This window comes from Enterococcus mundtii (genome assembly GCF_013394305.1).
GTDB classification, from domain to species: Bacteria; Bacillota; Bacilli; order Lactobacillales; family Enterococcaceae; genus Enterococcus_B; species Enterococcus_B pernyi.
The window spans coordinates 3077730-3095579 of sequence record NZ_AP019810.1 but is presented as its reverse complement, the minus strand read 5'-3'; the positions used below and the strand labels follow the sequence as shown (position 1 = coordinate 3095579).

16 protein-coding genes are annotated in these 17850 nt (G+C 41.7%); 1 reads left to right on the top strand and 15 read right to left on the bottom strand.

Annotation, left to right across the window (positions count from 1 at the left end; all coding sequences use genetic code 11):
- Nucleotides 1-88: 88 nt before the first annotated feature.
- The 5 genes from HZ311_RS14775 to HZ311_RS14755 form a co-directional block, all read right to left on the bottom strand.
- Nucleotides 89-949 carry a shikimate dehydrogenase gene (locus HZ311_RS14775; protein WP_178946795.1) on the bottom strand — a complete coding sequence of 287 codons (861 nt, stop codon included), beginning with the start codon at nucleotides 947-949 and terminating at the stop codon, nucleotides 89-91.
- A 181-nt stretch (nucleotides 950-1130) separates the two neighbouring features.
- Nucleotides 1131-1901, bottom strand: coding sequence for an ABC transporter ATP-binding protein (locus HZ311_RS14770; RefSeq protein WP_023519632.1), 771 nt, complete (start codon nucleotides 1899-1901; stop codon nucleotides 1131-1133).
- Between the two features lie 2 nt (nucleotides 1902-1903).
- Nucleotides 1904-2785: an ABC transporter permease gene (locus HZ311_RS14765; protein ID WP_019722826.1), complete on the bottom strand. Its 882-nt coding sequence runs from the start codon at nucleotides 2783-2785 to the stop codon at nucleotides 1904-1906.
- Nucleotides 2782-3807 carry a tryptophan ABC transporter substrate-binding protein gene (gene trpX, locus HZ311_RS14760; RefSeq protein ID WP_178946794.1) on the bottom strand — a complete coding sequence of 342 codons (1026 nt, stop codon included), beginning with the start codon at nucleotides 3805-3807 and terminating at the stop codon, nucleotides 2782-2784. The genes HZ311_RS14765 and trpX overlap by 4 nt, the downstream gene beginning before the upstream one ends.
- A gap of 422 nt (nucleotides 3808-4229) precedes the next feature.
- Nucleotides 4230-4856: a hypothetical protein gene (locus HZ311_RS14755; RefSeq protein WP_010735503.1), complete on the bottom strand. Its 627-nt coding sequence runs from the start codon at nucleotides 4854-4856 to the stop codon at nucleotides 4230-4232.
- Nucleotides 4857-5048: 192 nt separating this feature from the next.
- Here HZ311_RS14755 and efbA point away from each other — a divergent pair, with 192 nt between their 5' ends.
- Nucleotides 5049-6749 carry a fibronectin-binding protein EfbA gene (efbA, locus tag HZ311_RS14750; RefSeq protein ID WP_010735504.1) on the top strand — a complete coding sequence of 567 codons (1701 nt, stop codon included), beginning with the start codon at nucleotides 5049-5051 and terminating at the stop codon, nucleotides 6747-6749.
- Between the two features lie 77 nt (nucleotides 6750-6826).
- Here efbA and HZ311_RS14745 read toward each other — a convergent pair whose 3' ends face one another.
- From HZ311_RS14745 to HZ311_RS14700, 10 genes are all read right to left on the bottom strand, one after another.
- Nucleotides 6827-7762 carry an ETX/MTX2 family pore-forming toxin gene (locus tag HZ311_RS14745; protein WP_178946793.1) on the bottom strand — a complete coding sequence of 312 codons (936 nt, stop codon included), beginning with the start codon at nucleotides 7760-7762 and terminating at the stop codon, nucleotides 6827-6829.
- Nucleotides 7763-7970: 208 nt separating this feature from the next.
- On the bottom strand, nucleotides 7971-8873 hold the full coding sequence (locus HZ311_RS14740) for a LysR family transcriptional regulator (RefSeq protein ID WP_010735506.1): 903 nt from the start codon (nucleotides 8871-8873) through the stop codon (nucleotides 7971-7973).
- Nucleotides 8870-9571, bottom strand: a complete 702-nt coding sequence (locus HZ311_RS14735; protein WP_010735507.1) for a carbonic anhydrase family protein — start codon at nucleotides 9569-9571, stop codon at nucleotides 8870-8872. The genes HZ311_RS14740 and HZ311_RS14735 overlap by 4 nt, the downstream gene beginning before the upstream one ends.
- 41 nt (nucleotides 9572-9612) lie before the next feature.
- Nucleotides 9613-10254, bottom strand: a complete 642-nt coding sequence (locus tag HZ311_RS14730) for a YfbR-like 5'-deoxynucleotidase (RefSeq protein WP_010735508.1) — start codon at nucleotides 10252-10254, stop codon at nucleotides 9613-9615.
- Nucleotides 10255-10450: 196 nt separating this feature from the next.
- Nucleotides 10451-11083 (bottom strand): orotate phosphoribosyltransferase, encoded by a 633-nt coding sequence (gene pyrE, locus HZ311_RS14725; protein WP_010735509.1) that lies wholly within the window; start codon nucleotides 11081-11083, stop codon nucleotides 10451-10453.
- A gap of 3 nt (nucleotides 11084-11086) precedes the next feature.
- On the bottom strand, nucleotides 11087-11797 hold the full coding sequence (gene pyrF, locus HZ311_RS14720) for an orotidine-5'-phosphate decarboxylase (protein ID WP_010735510.1): 711 nt from the start codon (nucleotides 11795-11797) through the stop codon (nucleotides 11087-11089).
- Nucleotides 11794-12723, bottom strand: a complete 930-nt coding sequence (locus HZ311_RS14715; RefSeq protein WP_019723950.1) for a dihydroorotate dehydrogenase — start codon at nucleotides 12721-12723, stop codon at nucleotides 11794-11796. The genes pyrF and HZ311_RS14715 overlap by 4 nt, the downstream gene beginning before the upstream one ends.
- Complete coding sequence (locus tag HZ311_RS14710) at nucleotides 12720-13496, bottom strand: dihydroorotate dehydrogenase electron transfer subunit (protein ID WP_023519627.1); 777 nt, start codon at nucleotides 13494-13496, stop codon at nucleotides 12720-12722. Before HZ311_RS14710 ends, HZ311_RS14715 begins: the two co-directional genes overlap by 4 nt.
- A gap of 85 nt (nucleotides 13497-13581) precedes the next feature.
- Nucleotides 13582-16767: a carbamoyl-phosphate synthase large subunit gene (carB, locus tag HZ311_RS14705; RefSeq protein ID WP_178946792.1), complete on the bottom strand. Its 3186-nt coding sequence runs from the start codon at nucleotides 16765-16767 to the stop codon at nucleotides 13582-13584.
- A complete protein-coding gene (locus HZ311_RS14700) occupies nucleotides 16767-17846 on the bottom strand; it encodes a carbamoyl phosphate synthase small subunit (protein WP_010735514.1) in 1080 nt (359 codons plus the stop codon). Before HZ311_RS14700 ends, carB begins: the two co-directional genes overlap by 1 nt.
- Nucleotides 17847-17850: the final 4 nt, after the last annotated feature.

Below are 17850 nucleotides of genomic sequence, written 5' to 3'. Positions count from 1 at the left end.
GTAAAATCATACGATACTTCTTAATGAAAAACAGTAAGATCGCTGTAAATTTAACTAAAAGCTAACGAATCCTTTGATATCACTCGTTTCATCTCTTTGAAACGAGTAAAGGTTGGATCTCTTCAATCGGCATGGTCTCGCCTGTCCAAAGCTCAAAGGCAATTGCTCCTTGGTACATCAGCATCCCTAGCCCATTTCGTATGAGACAACCGATTGCTTTGGCTTCTTTTAGAAAGCGTGTTTCTTTAGGGGAATAAATCAAATCAAAAACTGCGAGTTTCTTATGGAGAAACTGAGGATCAATTGGCATCGACTCTTTTTTTGCGCCCATGCCCATATCGGTACCATTGATCAAAAGGTCCGTATCTTCTAGATCTTTTTTCAACTGCTCAGTATCTGCATAATCTTTGACGATGATGGAACAGTTGGTTTGTTCCGCAACTCTCTCAAAATCCGCAACGACACTCGCAAAAGTAGCATTCTTCCGTTTATAGATGACGATTTCTTTTGCTTGATCTAACGCCACTTGAACAACGATTGCTTTCGCTGCGCCACCTGCACCTAGCATGATTATTTTTTTGTTTTTGATTGCGACACCCGCTTCGTGTACTGAACGCATGAAGCCCATGCCATCCGTATTATAGCCGATCAAGCGGTTGTCTCGATGAACGATTGTATTAACAGCACCTATCAACTGCGCTTCTTGACTTAATTCATCTAAATAAGGAATAACTGCTGTTTTGTTAGGCATGGAAAGATTGACACCTAACATATTGAATGTACGAATGCTTTCAACCGCCTGCATAAGATTCGACTGATCGACTGTGAATGCCAAGTAAACAGCATCGATCGAACGAGCTTGAAAGGCTGTATTATGCATCAATGGAGATAAACTATGGGTAACGGGAGATGCAAAAATCCCTGCTAATCTTGTTTTTCCTGAAATCATGGAACGCCTCCTATAATACGCTAAAAATGCCGCGTCCATTCGTAGAACCTACGAAGGAACAAGCGGCATCAATCATTTTTCTGATATGAATCGTATTGATTTTGATTGTTATTATACCTGCTATCACAAGTATAAATTGAAGGAAACAAACTTGTCAAACGGAGATAGCGTTCTCGAATGACTAATCGATGACTTCTTCGAAGAAGTGTAAGAGATCGTTCATGGATAATGCTTGTTTTTCTTCTTTCGCTAAGTCTTTGACGATCCGGCCTTTTTGTAAGACGATCAAGCGATTCCCATAGTTCAAAGCATCTTCCATACGGTGCGTGATCATCAAGCATGTTAACTTTTGCTCTGTGATGCGTTGGTTGGTCAATTCCATCAGCAGCTTGGCTGTCTTAGGATCTAGTGCTGCGGTATGTTCATCCAATAAAAGTAATTCTGGCGCTTTGATCGTTGCCATCAATAAACTTAAGGCTTGTCGTTGCCCCCCTGACAATTCGCCAGCAGGTGTATCTAAATGTTGCTCTAATCCATTGCCTACTTCTTGGCATATTTTATAGAACGCTTCTTTTTGGTTTTTCAATTGACGCAAACGAAGCGGCCGTTTCTCACCTCGTTTTTGGGCTAACAATAGATTTTCTGCCACGGTCATCCGTGGTGCAGTCCCCATTTTTGGGTCTTGGAATACGCGTGATAGAAATAAAGCTCGTGCTTCTTCTGATAACTTAGTGATTGGCTGGTCTTTGAAATAAACCCCACCTTGACTTAATTGTAATGTTCCGGCAATCGTATTGAACAAAGTACTTTTGCCCGCCCCATTACCGCCAAGAACAGTGATAAAATCTCCTTCATTGATGGTCAATTGGATATCATCCAATAATACTTTTTCTTCGTGCATCCCATTGTTGACTACTTTTCTACCATTTTTGATCGTTAAGATAGCTGTCATCGTTAGACCTCCTTTTCAAAGCCAGTTTTTAATTTCAATGCTTGTTTTACTTGTGGGATCATCAGGCAAGCCGCTAAGATGATCGCTGAGAATAATTTCAGATAAGTCGTATCAAAACCTAATTTGATAACAGCTAAAATCAATAGTTGATAGATGATGCTTCCGACAACGATTGCTAGTAAACGCTCGATCAATGTCAACTCTTGGAAAATGACTTCCCCGATGATGATTGAAGCTAGTCCGATCACGATCACGCCGATTCCTTTATTGACATCCGCATAGCCATCGTTTTGAGCGATCAATGCGCCTGATAAAGCAATTACTCCGTTAGATAAAGTCAAACCTAAGATTTTCATGCGGTCGGTTTTGATTCCTAATGAACGTGCCATTGTCTCATTATCCCCAGTGGCAATATAGCCTTGCCCTAGATCTGTATTGAAGAAGAAGATCAATACGCTGATCAATAAGCCCAGCGATAATAATCCTAATAAGACAGTGTCAAAATAATTCGGTAAATGTAGTGCGTGGAACACATCTTGTAAGACTGGATGATTCAACAATGAAAGGTTGGGTGTGCGCATCACGAACAAGATAACTGAGTTTAAACCTGACATTACTAAGATACCGGCTAAGATGACTGGAATCTTTCCTTTTGTATAAAGTAAGCCTGTAACAAGTCCAGCTGCCATTCCGGCCAAAACCCCTAGAATCGTTGCCAATAATGGACTAACGCCATGCGTGATCGCTGTTACACAGACAGCCCCACCAAGCGGGAATGAACCTTCTGTTGTCATATCAGGGAAATCTAAAATGCGGTAAGTCATAAAAATCCCTAAACCTAATATGGCCCATAACATACCTTGTGAAATTGCGGATACGATCATTGTTCTTCCTCCTTGATCTCTGTCAGTACTTTTGCATCTTGTTTGATGGATTCAGGAATCGTGATTCCTAACAGTTCTGCTTGTTTTTCATTGACGATGATATCGCCTTTATCAAACACATAGACAGGGGTGGTGGCTGGTTCTTTCCCATTTGCTAAAGCGGCTGCCATTTTACCTGTTTGTACACCTAATTCGTATTGATTGATCCCGATTGTCGCTAATCCGCCTTGTTCGACCATCGTATCGACAGAAGGAATTACTGGGATATCTGCTTTATTTGCTTCTTTGATGACCGTTTGCATCGCGTTAGCAATCGTGTTATCTAAAGGAACATAGATAAAATCAACTGATTGGCTCATGACTTGGACGGTTTGTGCAATTTCATTCGTTGAAGGGACGGCATACTTCACTGGTGTTAGTCCTTTGGCTTTTACCGCTTCTTCTGCTTGACTGACTTGATAACGTGAATTGTCTTCTGATGATGCATAAAGAATCCCGACCGTTTTTGCTTTTGGTAATAGTTCTGTCGCTAACTGGATCTGCGCTTCCACAGGCGGTTGGTCAGAAACTCCTGTGATGTTGCCCCCTGGTGCTTCTAAACTTTTTACTAGCCCTGCCCCTACAGGATCAGTCACTGCGCCCAAGACAAGTGGGATATCTTTTGTGGTGTTTGCGATGGCTTGTGCTGCTGGTGTCGCAATGCCTACGAGAACGTCTGGATTATTTTGAACCAATTGTTGACTCATGGTTGCTAACTTACTTTGGTCGGCTTGACCATTTTGGAAATTGATTTCTAGGTTTCGTCCTTCTTCCAAACCTGACTCTTTTAATCCATCTTTGATCCCTCGATAGATTTCATCTAACGCAGGGTGACTAACGAACTGTAAGACCCCAACAACTTTCTTATCACCTGTTCGATTTCCTTCAACAGGTGGCTGATCCTTGATCGTTTCGTAGATAAATGTACCGGTCAAATAGATAAGTATCAGTGCGATTACTGCGATCAATCGTTTATTTTTCATTTTTATTTCCCCTTTTTGTTATGTATTTTTTTAAATAAATCGGCTACGTTTGTAACTTCGAGCGAATGAACAAAAAAAGACAATCACCGCTGGTACGGTCATTGTCTTTTACCAACAAAAAACCGCATAGAGCCATCTATGCGGTCGTCAAATTCTTGTCCAGCATAGATACAAACTTTAGAATCGTACATTGTTGTACTCTAAAAAGTTGTATCTACGAAAAAGTTCGCCCTTGATACAACTTATCTACGCCAGTTACGCCAATTATTTTTATGTTCTGATAAAAATTGAATTGATAAGTTCATCTTGGACCATCCTTTCCTTTAAGTGTTATCCTAAGTCTAATCGAATTTTATTTATCCGTCAACTAATTTTTTATTTTTTTGACTTTTTGTTATTTATCACTAAGTATTTCGCTACAATTACTCCAAGGTACTCTCTGTTGTTTCTTCCGCTTGTTCGCCGTTTGCTAATTCTTTTTCAAGTTGTTTGATGTTGATCAGTGGCAATCGATTCAATGCAGGAACCAAGGTTTTCTCAAGTTCCTCTTTACTTTGGTCAGAAAGGACTAAGCGATTTCTCTCTTTTCCGCCATCAAAGAAAATAATAGTGATTTTATCTTTTTCGATCCCATAACGTTGTTCTAATTCTTGGGTATCATAAACGAGTGGATAGAAGAAAATCGTTCGATTCAATTCACTACTTTGTTGCGGATCTTCAAATATATCCACCACTTGCTTGTAAAGTTCACCCTTCGGCAGACTAAACATGACAGAGATGGCTCGACTATCAGTGATCTCTTGATGCGCGGAAGAAAATGGCAAAGGCTGTAACTTTTCGGAGTGTATCGAGGAATAGATCAATGAATCCACCTGTGCTTCTTTGATTTTACTCGGCAAGAAAAACATCGCGACCGTCAACAAAAATGAACAGCTCAAAAGAAGACCGATCCGTCTGAAATATTTTTGAGGATGTTGCTCAAAATCCTCTGATAAATTCGTGTAGCTCATTATGATTTTATCCTTTATATCTACCATTAATCGCTGCATCTTCTTTTCCCCCACCTGTTCTTTCTCTAATTATACCTAAAATCAAGCGAAAGAACGAAATAAAACACTAGTTTTTCATGTAATTTCTTTCTTTATTCTCTCTTTTACAGAAGAAATCATCCGGTCCATTGGTCTTTCCTTTCTTTTTTCGTTATAATAAGTGTACTTATGAATAGAAATGAGGAATGAATCATGTCCTTTGATGGTGTATTTACCCATGCAATGATCCATGAATTGCGCGAAACACTATTATCTGGTCGGGTCTCAAAGATCCACCAACCGTATGAAAATGAAATCATTTTGGTGATTCGTTCTCGTGGAAAGAACCACCGATTGTTGTTATCTGCTCATCCAAGCTATGCCCGTGTCCAGATCACAGAGATCGATTATCAAAATCCAGAAAATCCACCGAACTTCGTGATGATGTTGCGTAAACATTTAGATGGTGCGATTTTAGAAAATATCAAGCAAATCAAAAATGACCGAGTGATCCACTTCCATTTTTCAAAGCGGGATGAACTAGGCGACTTACAAAATATTGTTTTGATCGTTGAATTGATGGGACGACACAGTACCATCGTTTTAGTGAATCAACAAACACAAAAGATCCTAGAAGCGATCAAACATATCGGCAGCTCACAAAACACGTATCGTTCGTTACTCCCTGGTGTCGAATATGTCGCACCACCTGAACAAGCGGTACTTGATCCTTTTGAAGCAACAAAAGAACAAGTATTTGAACGCCTATCAAAAATCGAGCCAAATGCAAAAGCACTACAACAAGCATTTCAAGGATTAGGTCACGACACTGCATTAGAATTAGTCGAACGGATCAATCAGCGACCGAATGAAAAAATGGCTGTCTGGGAAGAATTCTTTACTGCGATCAATCAACCTACACCCACACACTATGAAGTCGGCACAAAAGAATACTTTACGCCGATTGCTTATCAAGAATTGGCAAAACAAGCCGATTCAGCACAAGAATACGCCACATTAAGCGCGTTGTTAGATGCGTTTTATCAGGAAAAAGCGGAAAAAGATCGAGCAAAACAACAAGGCGGCGAACTGATCCGTAAAATCGAAAATGAACTGAAACGTAATCGCAATAAATTGAAAAAGCGCGAGCAGACCTTGCTTGATTCAGAAAATGCGGAAGAGTTTCGTCGTGATGGCGAACTATTGACGACTTTCATGACTCAAGTTCCTCGTGGCGCGACTGAAGTGACCTTGGCGAATTATTATGAAGAGAATCAACCAATCCGGATTGCTCTTGATCCCGCCTTAACACCTAATCAGAATGCGCAAAAGTACTTTCATCGCTACCAAAAACTTAAAAATGCGGTCAAATTGATCGGGAAACAAATCGAAGAAGCGAAAAGCGAGATCCAGTACCTTGAATCTGTCCTTTCGCAATTGGAGATTGCTGGACCGATGGATATCGAAGTGATCAAAGAAGAGCTATTATCAGAGGGCTACTTGAAAAAGAAAACAAACAAAAAACAAAAGAAAGCAAAACCTTCTCAACCTGATCGCTACTTCTCTTCTGACGGCACTGAGATTTTAGTTGGTAAAAACAATCTGCAAAATGATCAATTAACCATGAAAACTGCAAGAAAAACGGATCACTGGTTGCACGCGCAAAACATTCCAGGGTCTCACGTGATCATCAAGAGTGATCAGCCTTCTGATGAAACCATTACGGAAGCTGCTGAACTAGCTGCGTATTACTCCAAATATCGCCACTCTGCACAAGTGCCTGTGGATCTAGTGCAAGTCAAACATATTCGCAAACCGAATGGCGCTAAACCAGGATATGTGATTTACGAAAACCAAAAAACGATCATTGTGACGCCAGAAGAAGAAAAAATCCAAGCAATGACGAAAGATTGATTTTGCTAAAAAAACCGACGTCAAGAAGTCATGACTTCTGACGATCGGTTTTTTTGTGTGTTTAAAACTATCTTCAATTAAAATTGGTAGCCTGTCGCAATGATTTCTTTTGTGCCAGTTGTACGGTCAAAGGCTTCTAAGACAAATCCTGAACCATAATCGACACGATAGGTACCAGCACCAATTTTATGTCCTGCCACATTTGCATCGACTTTCTTCCAGTTATTACGAGTTTCTGTGATATAGCGATCCCAATAACTATATGACAGCACTTGGCGGTCGCCAACTACCGTTCCAAGTCCATATGTATGGATGCGCCCAGCAGCATCTTTTTTGTATGGGATATCTGCTCGGATGCGTTCTTGCAAATCAACCGTTCCTGTTGCTTCACCCGTATAAAATACCCAATTGACTTCGACTGTATGTCCCGGTCGAACATTGATGGCTTGACCAGGAACAGTCCAGCCTTTTTGTGTCTCCCGTGTATGCGAAGTGGTTGTACTAAAATTGTAACTTAATTCAAGACCCATACTTGCCGAACCAAACATTGGTACACTGATTTCAGTACTCGCTGATGTAAAAATACCTGCAGAATGTGTGGTTGATGTCGTAATCGAATCTATATAAGTTTCGGTATAAGAAGGTGTGGTAAACGTTTGATCTTGATTTGTTTGATTATGAAAAACACTTGTATTCACAGTTTTTGACGTTTGTTTCGTTCCCATATCACTATTGACTCCTACTGAATAGGATTGACTGGACACATTTTTTGGATTGTATTCATTGCCAGTGAGTCTTTCATTCACACCAATATCTCCCCATTGATACATTTGGTAGGATAAAGCAAAGGCCATCGTACTCATGCGATCGATCGTGCTTTGATTGACCGATTTCAAATACCCTTCTCCGATTTGTGGAAGCGAATCATCCGCACAAGCAACAGACTCCCCTTTAAATAGTCCTACACTCGTCGCTCCCACTACTCCTAACATTAATTTAATTACTTTTTTCATTTTGCTGATCCCCTTTATCATTATTGATAAACCGATGATGAAATCGTTACCGATCGTTTTATTAATGATATTATGTACTTTACTGCAACAATACAGTCAGACTTGAAAGAACAAAAAAATAAGCCTGAAATCAACATTCACTGATTTCACGACTTATCTTTTGCTTTACCTTCTTTTCCAATGAAAGGATTGATTCGATTTTAAACGTTCACTTCACCTGTTTCATCACCTGTTGGATACTTGTGATAAACTTCTTGGCGATATCACTTAATGGCTGCTTTCCAGAATAAATGACATATAACTCATTCATCGGACTATCCGCTAAAGGAATCAAGCGTAAATATTCTTTGATCTCCCCGATCACGATGCCAGAGCCTGAAGCATAGGCATCTGTTTCTAACACAATGTTCATCAACGTGCCACGGTCACTCGTATAGATCACCGATTCTTGTTCAGGGATCTCAATTAGATCTTCATAAAAGTAAGGAAAATTATTGCCATCTTGTGTAAACCGAACTTGTGGAAATGCTGCTAACTCTTCTACCTTTATTTCTTCTTGCTGGGCAAGTGGATGGCGCTGTCTAAGAAAGATATGGGTCTTAAATGTTCCTAAAGACTGCGCGACTAATTCCCCTTGTTCTAAGTAACGCTTGATCCCTGTGCGATTATGGTCATTCATATAAAGGATACCTAACTCGCTTTGCTGCTGTTGGACTTCTTCGATCACGTTTGCTGTTGTCGTTTCCATGATCCGAAACTGCTTCACTTCTGCTTTAAACGTCTCGATCAGTTGCGCAGTCAATGGTCCTAGAAAATCATAGTGTTGTGAAGCAATCGAAAAGCTTTCTCGCTTTTCACTTTTTTGGTAATAGTTTTCCAAAGAATCTAATTGTACTAAAATCCGTTCCGCCCGTTTTAAAAAGGCTTGACCATCTTCTGTTAGATAGGCACCTCGATTCGTGCGGGTAAATAAAGTGATACTTAATTCATTTTCCAATTCTTTGATCGCTGCAGAAAGGCTTGGTTGAGAAACAAACAATTTTTTTGCTGCTTCTCGAAAACTTCCATTATTCGCTACCGCAGTGACATATTTCAATTGTTGGATGTTCATTTCGTCCCCTTGTAATAATAAATTTTTCGTTCCTTTAGTGGTTGTAATGGACGATTATTTGGTTGCGCATATTGTCCTTTGAATGGGATCAAAAAATCACGATTCAATTGACCGACTTGATCCATGACGAACCATTGGATCGGCCCACTCGTTGGCGGAGTGGTCAATGAACCAACGTAATGATAATGACTTTTCTGCTCAGGGAAAAAGACAGAGGCATCGGTCCAATGCTCATGGGCATCGAGATCCCATTTGTCGCCATTTTGGCGATCGTACAACCAACCCTCATCATTTGATAGATGGTACATCGCACCAACCACTAAGTTTTCTTGTCGTTCGTTCGTATGGACAAAGTGAAACTCGATATCTTCTTGTTTCCCATTGATGACGTGTTCTGACGGCATATGAAAATGGATGTCGGTCAAATAGTATTTGTCTTCATTGAAAAGAACGTAACTGATTTGATCGTATGGCACAAGATGGATCGTGTTCTTGAACTCCTTATCCGTGAAGCGTTGCTTCTGATAATGAAAAGACAGTGTTTCTTTCGTGTCACTGCTTTCTTCACATGTAACTAGAGAAATGGGCGATTGCCACTCAAATTCGGCTCCTTTTGCAAACCAATCGCACAATCCTGCCCAATGTTCCGGTCCTCTTTCACCAGAATAACCCCACTCAACATCCATATTCTTCTTCAACTAAAATTCCTCCTGAATCAGTTACCTACAAGGCACTTCGACTATTCTTTTTCTTTTTTGACAATGTTTGAAACAGCTGCTAAGAAATCCTCTTTTCCATAGAATTCTTGATTGAGCAACTCCGGAAAGATCTCCTTGAAAAAATATTGGACGGAAGGTCGATGGTCGAAGCCTTTGATCGTTGTGACTGCCTCAATAAACATCTCTTTATAGACTTTCTCCGGATTATTTTTACTGATCTCATCAAATGATTCGTACAACAAATCGATTTTATCTGAAACTGCTAATAATTCGCCTTCGACCGTATCGTCTTTTCCTTCGAACAAGCGGCGACGATAGACGTCTTGTAACGCTTCGGGAATTTCTTGATTGATGAACTCATCCGTCATTTTTTCTTCGACAGTCTGTAGCATCCCCCGCAACTCTTTACTTGCATATTTTACTGGAGTTTTGATGTCGCCGATAAAACGTTCAGTGTAATCATGGTTCAAAGCTTTTTCATACAAGAGTTTCCAATCGATTGATTGCCCATGGAGTTCTTCAATATCACCTAAGACTTGCGCAATTGAAGCCACACGATAGGAATGAGCCGCAACAGTATGTTCAGTGTGTTTGAAGAAACCTGGCGCCCGTGTGATTCTTTCTAAGTTATTTAGTCCTAAAATAAATTCATTCAATCCCATAAAGATTCCTCCTCCTTGAGATGACTTTTCCGATAATCTTATCATTAAATAACTTGAATTCGCAAATTTTCAGCTTATTATCTTTAGAGGTTTTCATTTATAAAAGAATAGTTTTTACTATGTATCATCAGGATTTAGCTATTCCACAAATAGAAAAAGGGCTGAAACAACAAATGTTTTCCGCCCTTTTTTCAACTTAATCCGTCACCCAGTTCTCAGGATCTTTTTTCCATTCTTTTAGTAAAGCTAATTCTGTTTCGTCGATGGTTTTATTTTCTAAAGCAAATTCGATCAGCACAGAATAATTCGTCAAAGTAACCAATGGTAGACCCGCTGCTTCAAAGTTAGCTTTTCCTTTTGGCAACTCGTAAGTAAAGATAGCTGCGACACCTAAAACATCCGCACCTTCTCGTTTCGCTGCTTCAGCGGCTTCTAGTACACTTCCACCTGTTGAGATCAAATCTTCAATGACCACCATTTTTTGTCCTTCGAAGATCCGTCCTTCGATTTGGTTCCCTTTGCCATGAGCTTTCGCTTTGCTGCGAATATAGACCATTGGTAAGTCTAAGATCTCAGCTACCCATGCTGCATGAGGGATTCCTGCAGTTGCCGTTCCAGCAATCACTTCGACTTCTGGAAATTCTTGCTTGATTTTTTCAGCTAATCCTTGAGCGATTTCTTTTCTTACTTTTGGATAACTCATCGTGATGCGATTGTCACAATAGATGGGGCTTTTGATGCCACTTGCCCAAGTAAATGGTTGGTTTGGGCTTAAGAAAACAGCTTCGATTTCTAAAAGGTCTTTGGCAATAGTTTGTTCGATATTCATAGATCAACGACTCCATTCTTCTTTGATTGTTTGATAGGCTTGGTAAGGATCTTCTGCTTGTGTGATAGGTCGACCGACAACGATAAAGGTTGAGCCAATTTCTTTTGCACGGGCTGGTGTCACGATTCTGGTTTGGTCACCAGCAACTGTTCCTTCCGGTCGGATGCCAGGGGTTAGACACGTAAATGTGTCACCTGCTTTTGCTTTGATCGATGCCACTTCAAGTGCTGAAGATACGACCCCATCTAAACCTGCTTCTTTTGCACAAGCTGCGTAGTGGATCACACTTTCTTCTAAGGGTACTTCGATCAGTTGATCATGGTGCATCTCTTCTTCACTTGTGGAAGTCAGTTGCGTGATTGCTAAAAGTAAAGGTCGTTTCTTACCTTCGGGTGTTCCATCTGTCAAGCCACGCATCGCCGCTTCCATCATACGGATACCGCCGGCAGCATGGACACAAGTAATGTCTACGCCTAATTTTGCTAGGCCTTGCATCGCTTTTTCCACGGTATTTGGGATATCATGTAATTTCAAATCTAAGAAAACGTCATGTCCAGCGTCTTTTAACCAACGAACGATGATTGGTCCTTCTTGATAAAAGAGCTCCATACCGATTTTAACGAATAACTTTTCGTCTTCTGGGAAACGTTGCATAAAGGTTTCTACTTCTTGCCAAGATGAAAAATCTAAAGCAATAATTGGTCGTTGATTCATTGATTTCTACCTTCTTTCACTTCTTTGATCAATTGCTCTAAAGACTCAATGCCTAACTCGCTCATTCTCGCTGGTAGGTCTGCAATCAGTTTTGGACAGATATAAGGGTCGGTAAAGTTGGCTGTCCCAACAGCAACTGCACTTGCACCTGCCATATACATCTCCAGTACATCATCAACGGTTTGCACACCGCCCATCCCAATGATCGGCAAGTTTGAGACACTTGCCACCTGATGGATCAAACGAATAGCCACCGGTTTGATTGCTGGTCCTGAGAGACCGCCTGTTTGATTGGCAAGAATCGGTTTTCTAGTTTTCAGATCGATACGCATCCCCAGCAAGGTATTGATCATCGTAAACCCATCGGCCCCGCCAGCTTCAATAGCCTGTGCCACTGGTACGATATCCGTAACATTAGGAGATAATTTGACATAGACAGGGACATTCGCCACTTTTTTCACCGCTTGTGTCAGTTGGAACGCCACATCTGGGTCAGTACCAAAAGCAATTCCGCCATGTTTGACATTTGGACACGAGATATTAAGTTCGATGGCATGGACATTCGGTGCATCACCGATCTTGCCACAAACTTCAACATAGTCTTCTTCACAGGCACCAGCGACATTTGCTATGATCGGCAAATCTTTATAGGTGGCTAATTCAGGTAGCGATTTTTCCATGACCACTTCCATTCCAGGATTTTGCAACCCGATCGCATTGAGCATACCAGAAGGTGTTTCTGCTACTCGCGGCGTGGGATTACCAAAGCGCGCTTTAGGTGTCGTCGCCTTGACCATGATTGCGCCAAGTTGGTTCAAATCGTAGTATTTGCCATATTCTTTGCCAAATCCAAAGCAGCCACTTGCTGGCATGATTGGATTCTTCAAGTTTAGTCCTGGAAGTTTAACTGCTAAAGGGTTACTCATAAAATCACCTCTCCTGCTTGGAAAATCGGTCCTTCATCACAGACTTTCAAGCTTTTCGTTCCTGTTTCATCGCCTGGGACATGACAGACACATGCGTAACATGCACCGACACCACAGGCCATACGAGACTCTAATGACAATTGGACGTTAGGATGACCGGCGAAAAGCTGTTCCACTGTCTTTAGTAATCCATTTGAACCGCATGCAAAAATAGCAGCAGGCTTATTTTTTGCCGCAAGTAATAGATTACCGACATTCCCATGGAGTCCATAGGTGCCGTCATCCGTTGCGATCCTTGTATCACCTAGCTTTAGAAATTCTTCTTCATAATACATTACTTCTTGTGAAGCAAAGCCTAGAAAGTGAATCGCTTTGACGCCTCGTTCCTTCAGCTGTTTCGATAGTTCGTATAAAGGAGGAACACCGATCCCTCCACCGACAATGAAGACCTCATCTTTGTTCGTTAATCCTGAAAGATCGAAGCCATTCCCTAAAGGCCCTAAGACGTCTAAAGAATCACCAGCAGTCAATTCTGCGAAATGCTTTGTTCCGTCTCCTTCTACACGGTAGATGATACGACAAGTTTTTTGTGATTGATCGATCTGGTTGATACTGATTGGTCGGCGCAACAACAAATCTGCTCGGGGTACGCGAATATGAAGGAATTGTCCAGGGCGTGTCATTTCTTGGACTAATTCCCCAGTCAGTGTCATTTCATAGATTCGTGGTGCTAGTTGCCGTTGGTGAACGATTTTCATTACTTCTTGTTTCATCTTAACACTCCTATGTTTTGGGACTTTTCGCTAGACTGCTTTGCTTTTTTCATTTTTTAAATAGGAGGGCAATTGCCCTCCACGATTAGATTGCTTGTGTTGAAAATGCTCGGGATTCCATCACGCGGACGATCGCATCCGCAGTATCAAGGGAAGTAAACAATGGCGTGCCATGCTCTACTGCTTCACGTCGAATGATAAAACCATCTTTTGACGCATTCCCACGATCTTTATCAATGGTATTGACAACCACTTGTGCTTTGCCCGCACGAATCAGGTCAACGACATTTTTCTCTTTTGTTTCCTCAGAGATTTTAGCTACTGGTGTCACCACAAGTCCGTGTTGTTCAAAGAAAGCTGCGGTATTTTTCGTTGCCAATAAGCTATAGCCGATTTCTGCAAAGCGTTTTGCTAGACCTAAGGCTTCTTCTTTCGTTTCATCGGCGATCGTAAACAAGACAGCACCATAATCAGGCAAGCGTAAACCAGATGCTTCGAACGCTTTATACAGCGCTTTGTCTAAGTTTTGATCCGAACCCATGACTTCACCTGTCGACTTCATCTCTGGGCCTAAATAAGTGTCCACTTTATGCAACTTCGTAAATGAGAAAACTGGCGCTTTGACATGGACGTTGGCAGTTTCAGGGTACAAACCATCTTCATAGCCTAAGTCTTTCAATTTTTCTCCTAAGATGGCTTTTGTCGCGATCTGTGCCATCGGGATATTCGTCACTTTGCTCAAGAAAGGAACCGTTCGACTCGCACGTGGGTTCACTTCGATGACATATACTTGGTTGTCATGGATCACGAATTGGATGTTCATCATCCCGATACAATTCAACCCTCGTGCTAAACGGATCGTGTAATCTTCGATTGTTTGCTTGATTTCCTCTGACAGCGCTTGTGGTGGATAAACCGCCATAGAATCGCCTGAATGGACCCCTGAACGTTCGATATGTTCCATGATTCCTGGGATCAAGACGGTTTCGCCATCACAGATCGCATCGACTTCGCACTCACTACCGATCAAGTAACGATCGACTAAGACTGGATGTTCTGGTGAAGCTTTGACCGCATGTTCCATATAATCTTCTAGATCGCGTTGGTTCTCAACGATCTCCATTGCCCGACCTCCCAAGACATAGCTTGGACGAACAAGTACTGGATAGCCGATTTTATTGGCAACTGCAACTGCTTCTTCTTTACTTGTCGCAGTATCTCCTAGTGGCTGAGGCACCCCTAATTCTTGTAACGCTTGTTCGAATAGATCACGGTTCTCCGCACGATCAAGGTCTTCGATCGTTGTGCCTAGGATTTTTACACCTGCTTTTGCTAATGGTTCAGCTAGATTGATCGCTGTTTGTCCTCCAAATTGGACGATGACACCGATTGGTTGTTCCAACTCGATGACATTCATCACATCTTCAAAAGTCAAAGGCTCAAAGTAAAGTTTATCAGAAATCGAGAAATCTGTCGAAACGGTTTCAGGATTACTATTCATGATGATTGCTTCATAGCCTGCTTGTTGAATGGCTTTGACTGAATGAACTGTTGCATAATCAAATTCTACCCCTTGTCCGATACGGATCGGTCCAGAACCAAGTACTAGAACAGAAGGTTTTTCTGAACGATGGCTTTCATTTTCGATTTCATACGTACTATAGAAGTAAGGTGTGTGGGATTCAAATTCGGCAGCACACGTATCGACCATTTTGTAAACAGGTTGAATGTTCTTTTCCGTACGTAATTGGCGAATCGCTTCCGTCGTCGTTTTCCACAATTCCGCAATTTTGCGATCTGTGAAGCCATTTTGTTTCACAGCAAGAAGTAGATCCAGCTGATTCGGTTGTGCCGAAAGCTCCTCTTCTAATTCAATGATATGCAACAATTTATCCAAGAAGAATAAATCGATTTTCGTCAAGTCTGCCAATTCTTGGATCGGATAGCCACGACGGATCGCTTCGGCTAAGTAGAATAAACGATCATCTTGTGCTCGGACGATTTTCTCCATCAAACGTTCTTCACTGACTGTCTTTAGTTCTGGCAATTCAAGGTGGTGCGCCCCGATTTCTAATGAACGAACGGCTTTTAATAAAGATTCTTCGATGTTACGACCGATCGCCATCACTTCGCCGGTTGCTTTCATTTGCGTGCCTAAGACACGTTCACCGTTTTCGAATTTGTCGAAAGGCCAACGTGGGATTTTTGCTACTACATAATCCAATGCGGGCTCAAATTCTGCATAAGTCGTTCCTGTTACTGGATTTTTCATTTCATCCAAGGTCAAGCCTAACGCGATTTTAGCTGCTAATTTTGCGATCGGATAGCCGGTCGCTTTACTTGCTAAAGCAGAGGAGCGTGAAACACGAGGGTTCACTTCGATGACATAGTAGTTGAAACTATGAGGGTCTAATGCTAACTGAACGTTACAGCCACCTTCGATTTTCAATGCACGGATGATCGATAGTGACGCATCTCTTAACATTTGATATTCATGGTCTGCTAATGTTTGACTCGGTGCAAAGACGATTGAATCCCCTGTATGGATACCGACTGGATCGAAATTTTCCATGTTGCAGACAACGATGGCATTATCGGCAGAGTCGCGCATCACTTCATATTCGATTTCCTTGAAGCCTGCAATACTACGTTCAATCAAACATTGTGTGACGGGCGACAAGCTCAAGCCATTTTCCGCGATTTGTCGTAGTTCGGCTTCATTCTCACACATACCACCACCAGTCCCCCCTAATGTGAAGGCTGGTCGAACGATGATCGGGTAACCGATTTTATTGGCAAAGGCGACTGCTTCTTCCACCGTTGTCACGATTTCTGATTCTGGGATCGGTTGATTTAATTCTTCCATCAACTTTTTGAACAAGTCACGATCTTCTGCTTGGTCGATCGCACTTAATTTCGTCCCTAATAATTCGATGCCTAATTCGTCCAAGATTCCTGATTCAGCTAATTCCATCGCCATATTCAAACCTGTTTGCCCACCTAATGTCGGTAAGATCGCATCAGGACGTTCTTTTCGCAAAATTCGTGAGACAAATTCTAATGTGATTGGTTCTAGGTAGACTTGATCGGCAATTTCTTTATCAGTCATGATCGTTGCTGGATTGGAGTTGACTAAGACGACTTCGTAGCCTTCTTCTTTTAAAGCAAGACAAGCCTGTGTACCTGCATAGTCAAACTCAGCGGCTTGACCAATGGTGATCGGACCAGAACCGATCACCATGATTTTATTGATATCTGTGCGTTTTGGCATTAGAATTGCTCCTTTCCAGCGTCCATCATTTCCATAAATTCATCAAATAAATGTAGTGCATCATGTGGGCCAGGTGCTGCATCTGGATGGAATTGCACACTGAAGGCAGGATAGCGACGGTGACGGACACCTTCGACTGTGCCATCATTGACTTCCACATGAGTGACAATTAATTTTTCCGGATCGATCGTTTGTTCATTTACCGCATAGCCATGGTTTTGTGACGTAAAATCGATTCTTCCTGTTGCAACTTCACGCACAGGATGATTCAGTCCACGATGACCAAATTTCATCTTGTACGTATCTGCACCATTTGCTAGTGCAAAAAGTTGATGCCCCAAGCAGATGCCGAAAATCGGGATTTTTCCTTGGATTTGTTTGATCATCTCGATCGCTTCTGGTACATCTTTCGGATCCCCTGGTCCATTCGTCAGCATCACGCCGTCTGGCGATAATGAAAGGATCGTTTCCGCATCCGTATTGTACGGTAAGACTGTTAAATTACAGTCACGCTTACTCAATTCACGTAAGATGCTATGTTTCAATCCAAAATCAATGACTGCCACATTTCTTCCTGTTCCTGGGCTAGGATAAGGTTTATTGGTTGAAACTTGTTGGACTTGGTTCGTTGCCAAGACGGTTGCTTTTAGTTGGTCAAACGCATGTTCAAATGTGTCGCCTGCATCCACAATACTGGCTTTCATCGTCCCAACTTCACGGATTTTTCGTGTCAACGCCCGTGTATCGATGCCAGAGATACCAGGGATTCCTTTTTGTTTCAAGAACTCGTCTAATGTCATTTGGTTACGCCAATTTGACGCAACACGTGCATGCTCTTTGACCACTACACCTTTACACGTTGGTGCAATCGATTCATAATCATCACGGTTGACGCCATAATTCCCTACCATCGGGTACGTAAATGTAATGATCTGTCCATTAAAACTTTGGTCTGTGATCGTTTCTTGATATCCTGTCATACTTGTCGTAAAGACGATTTCTCCAAACACATTGGCTGTCGCACCAAATGATTTCCCTTTAAATACTGTGCCATCTTCTAAAATCAGCAACCGTTCCATCCAA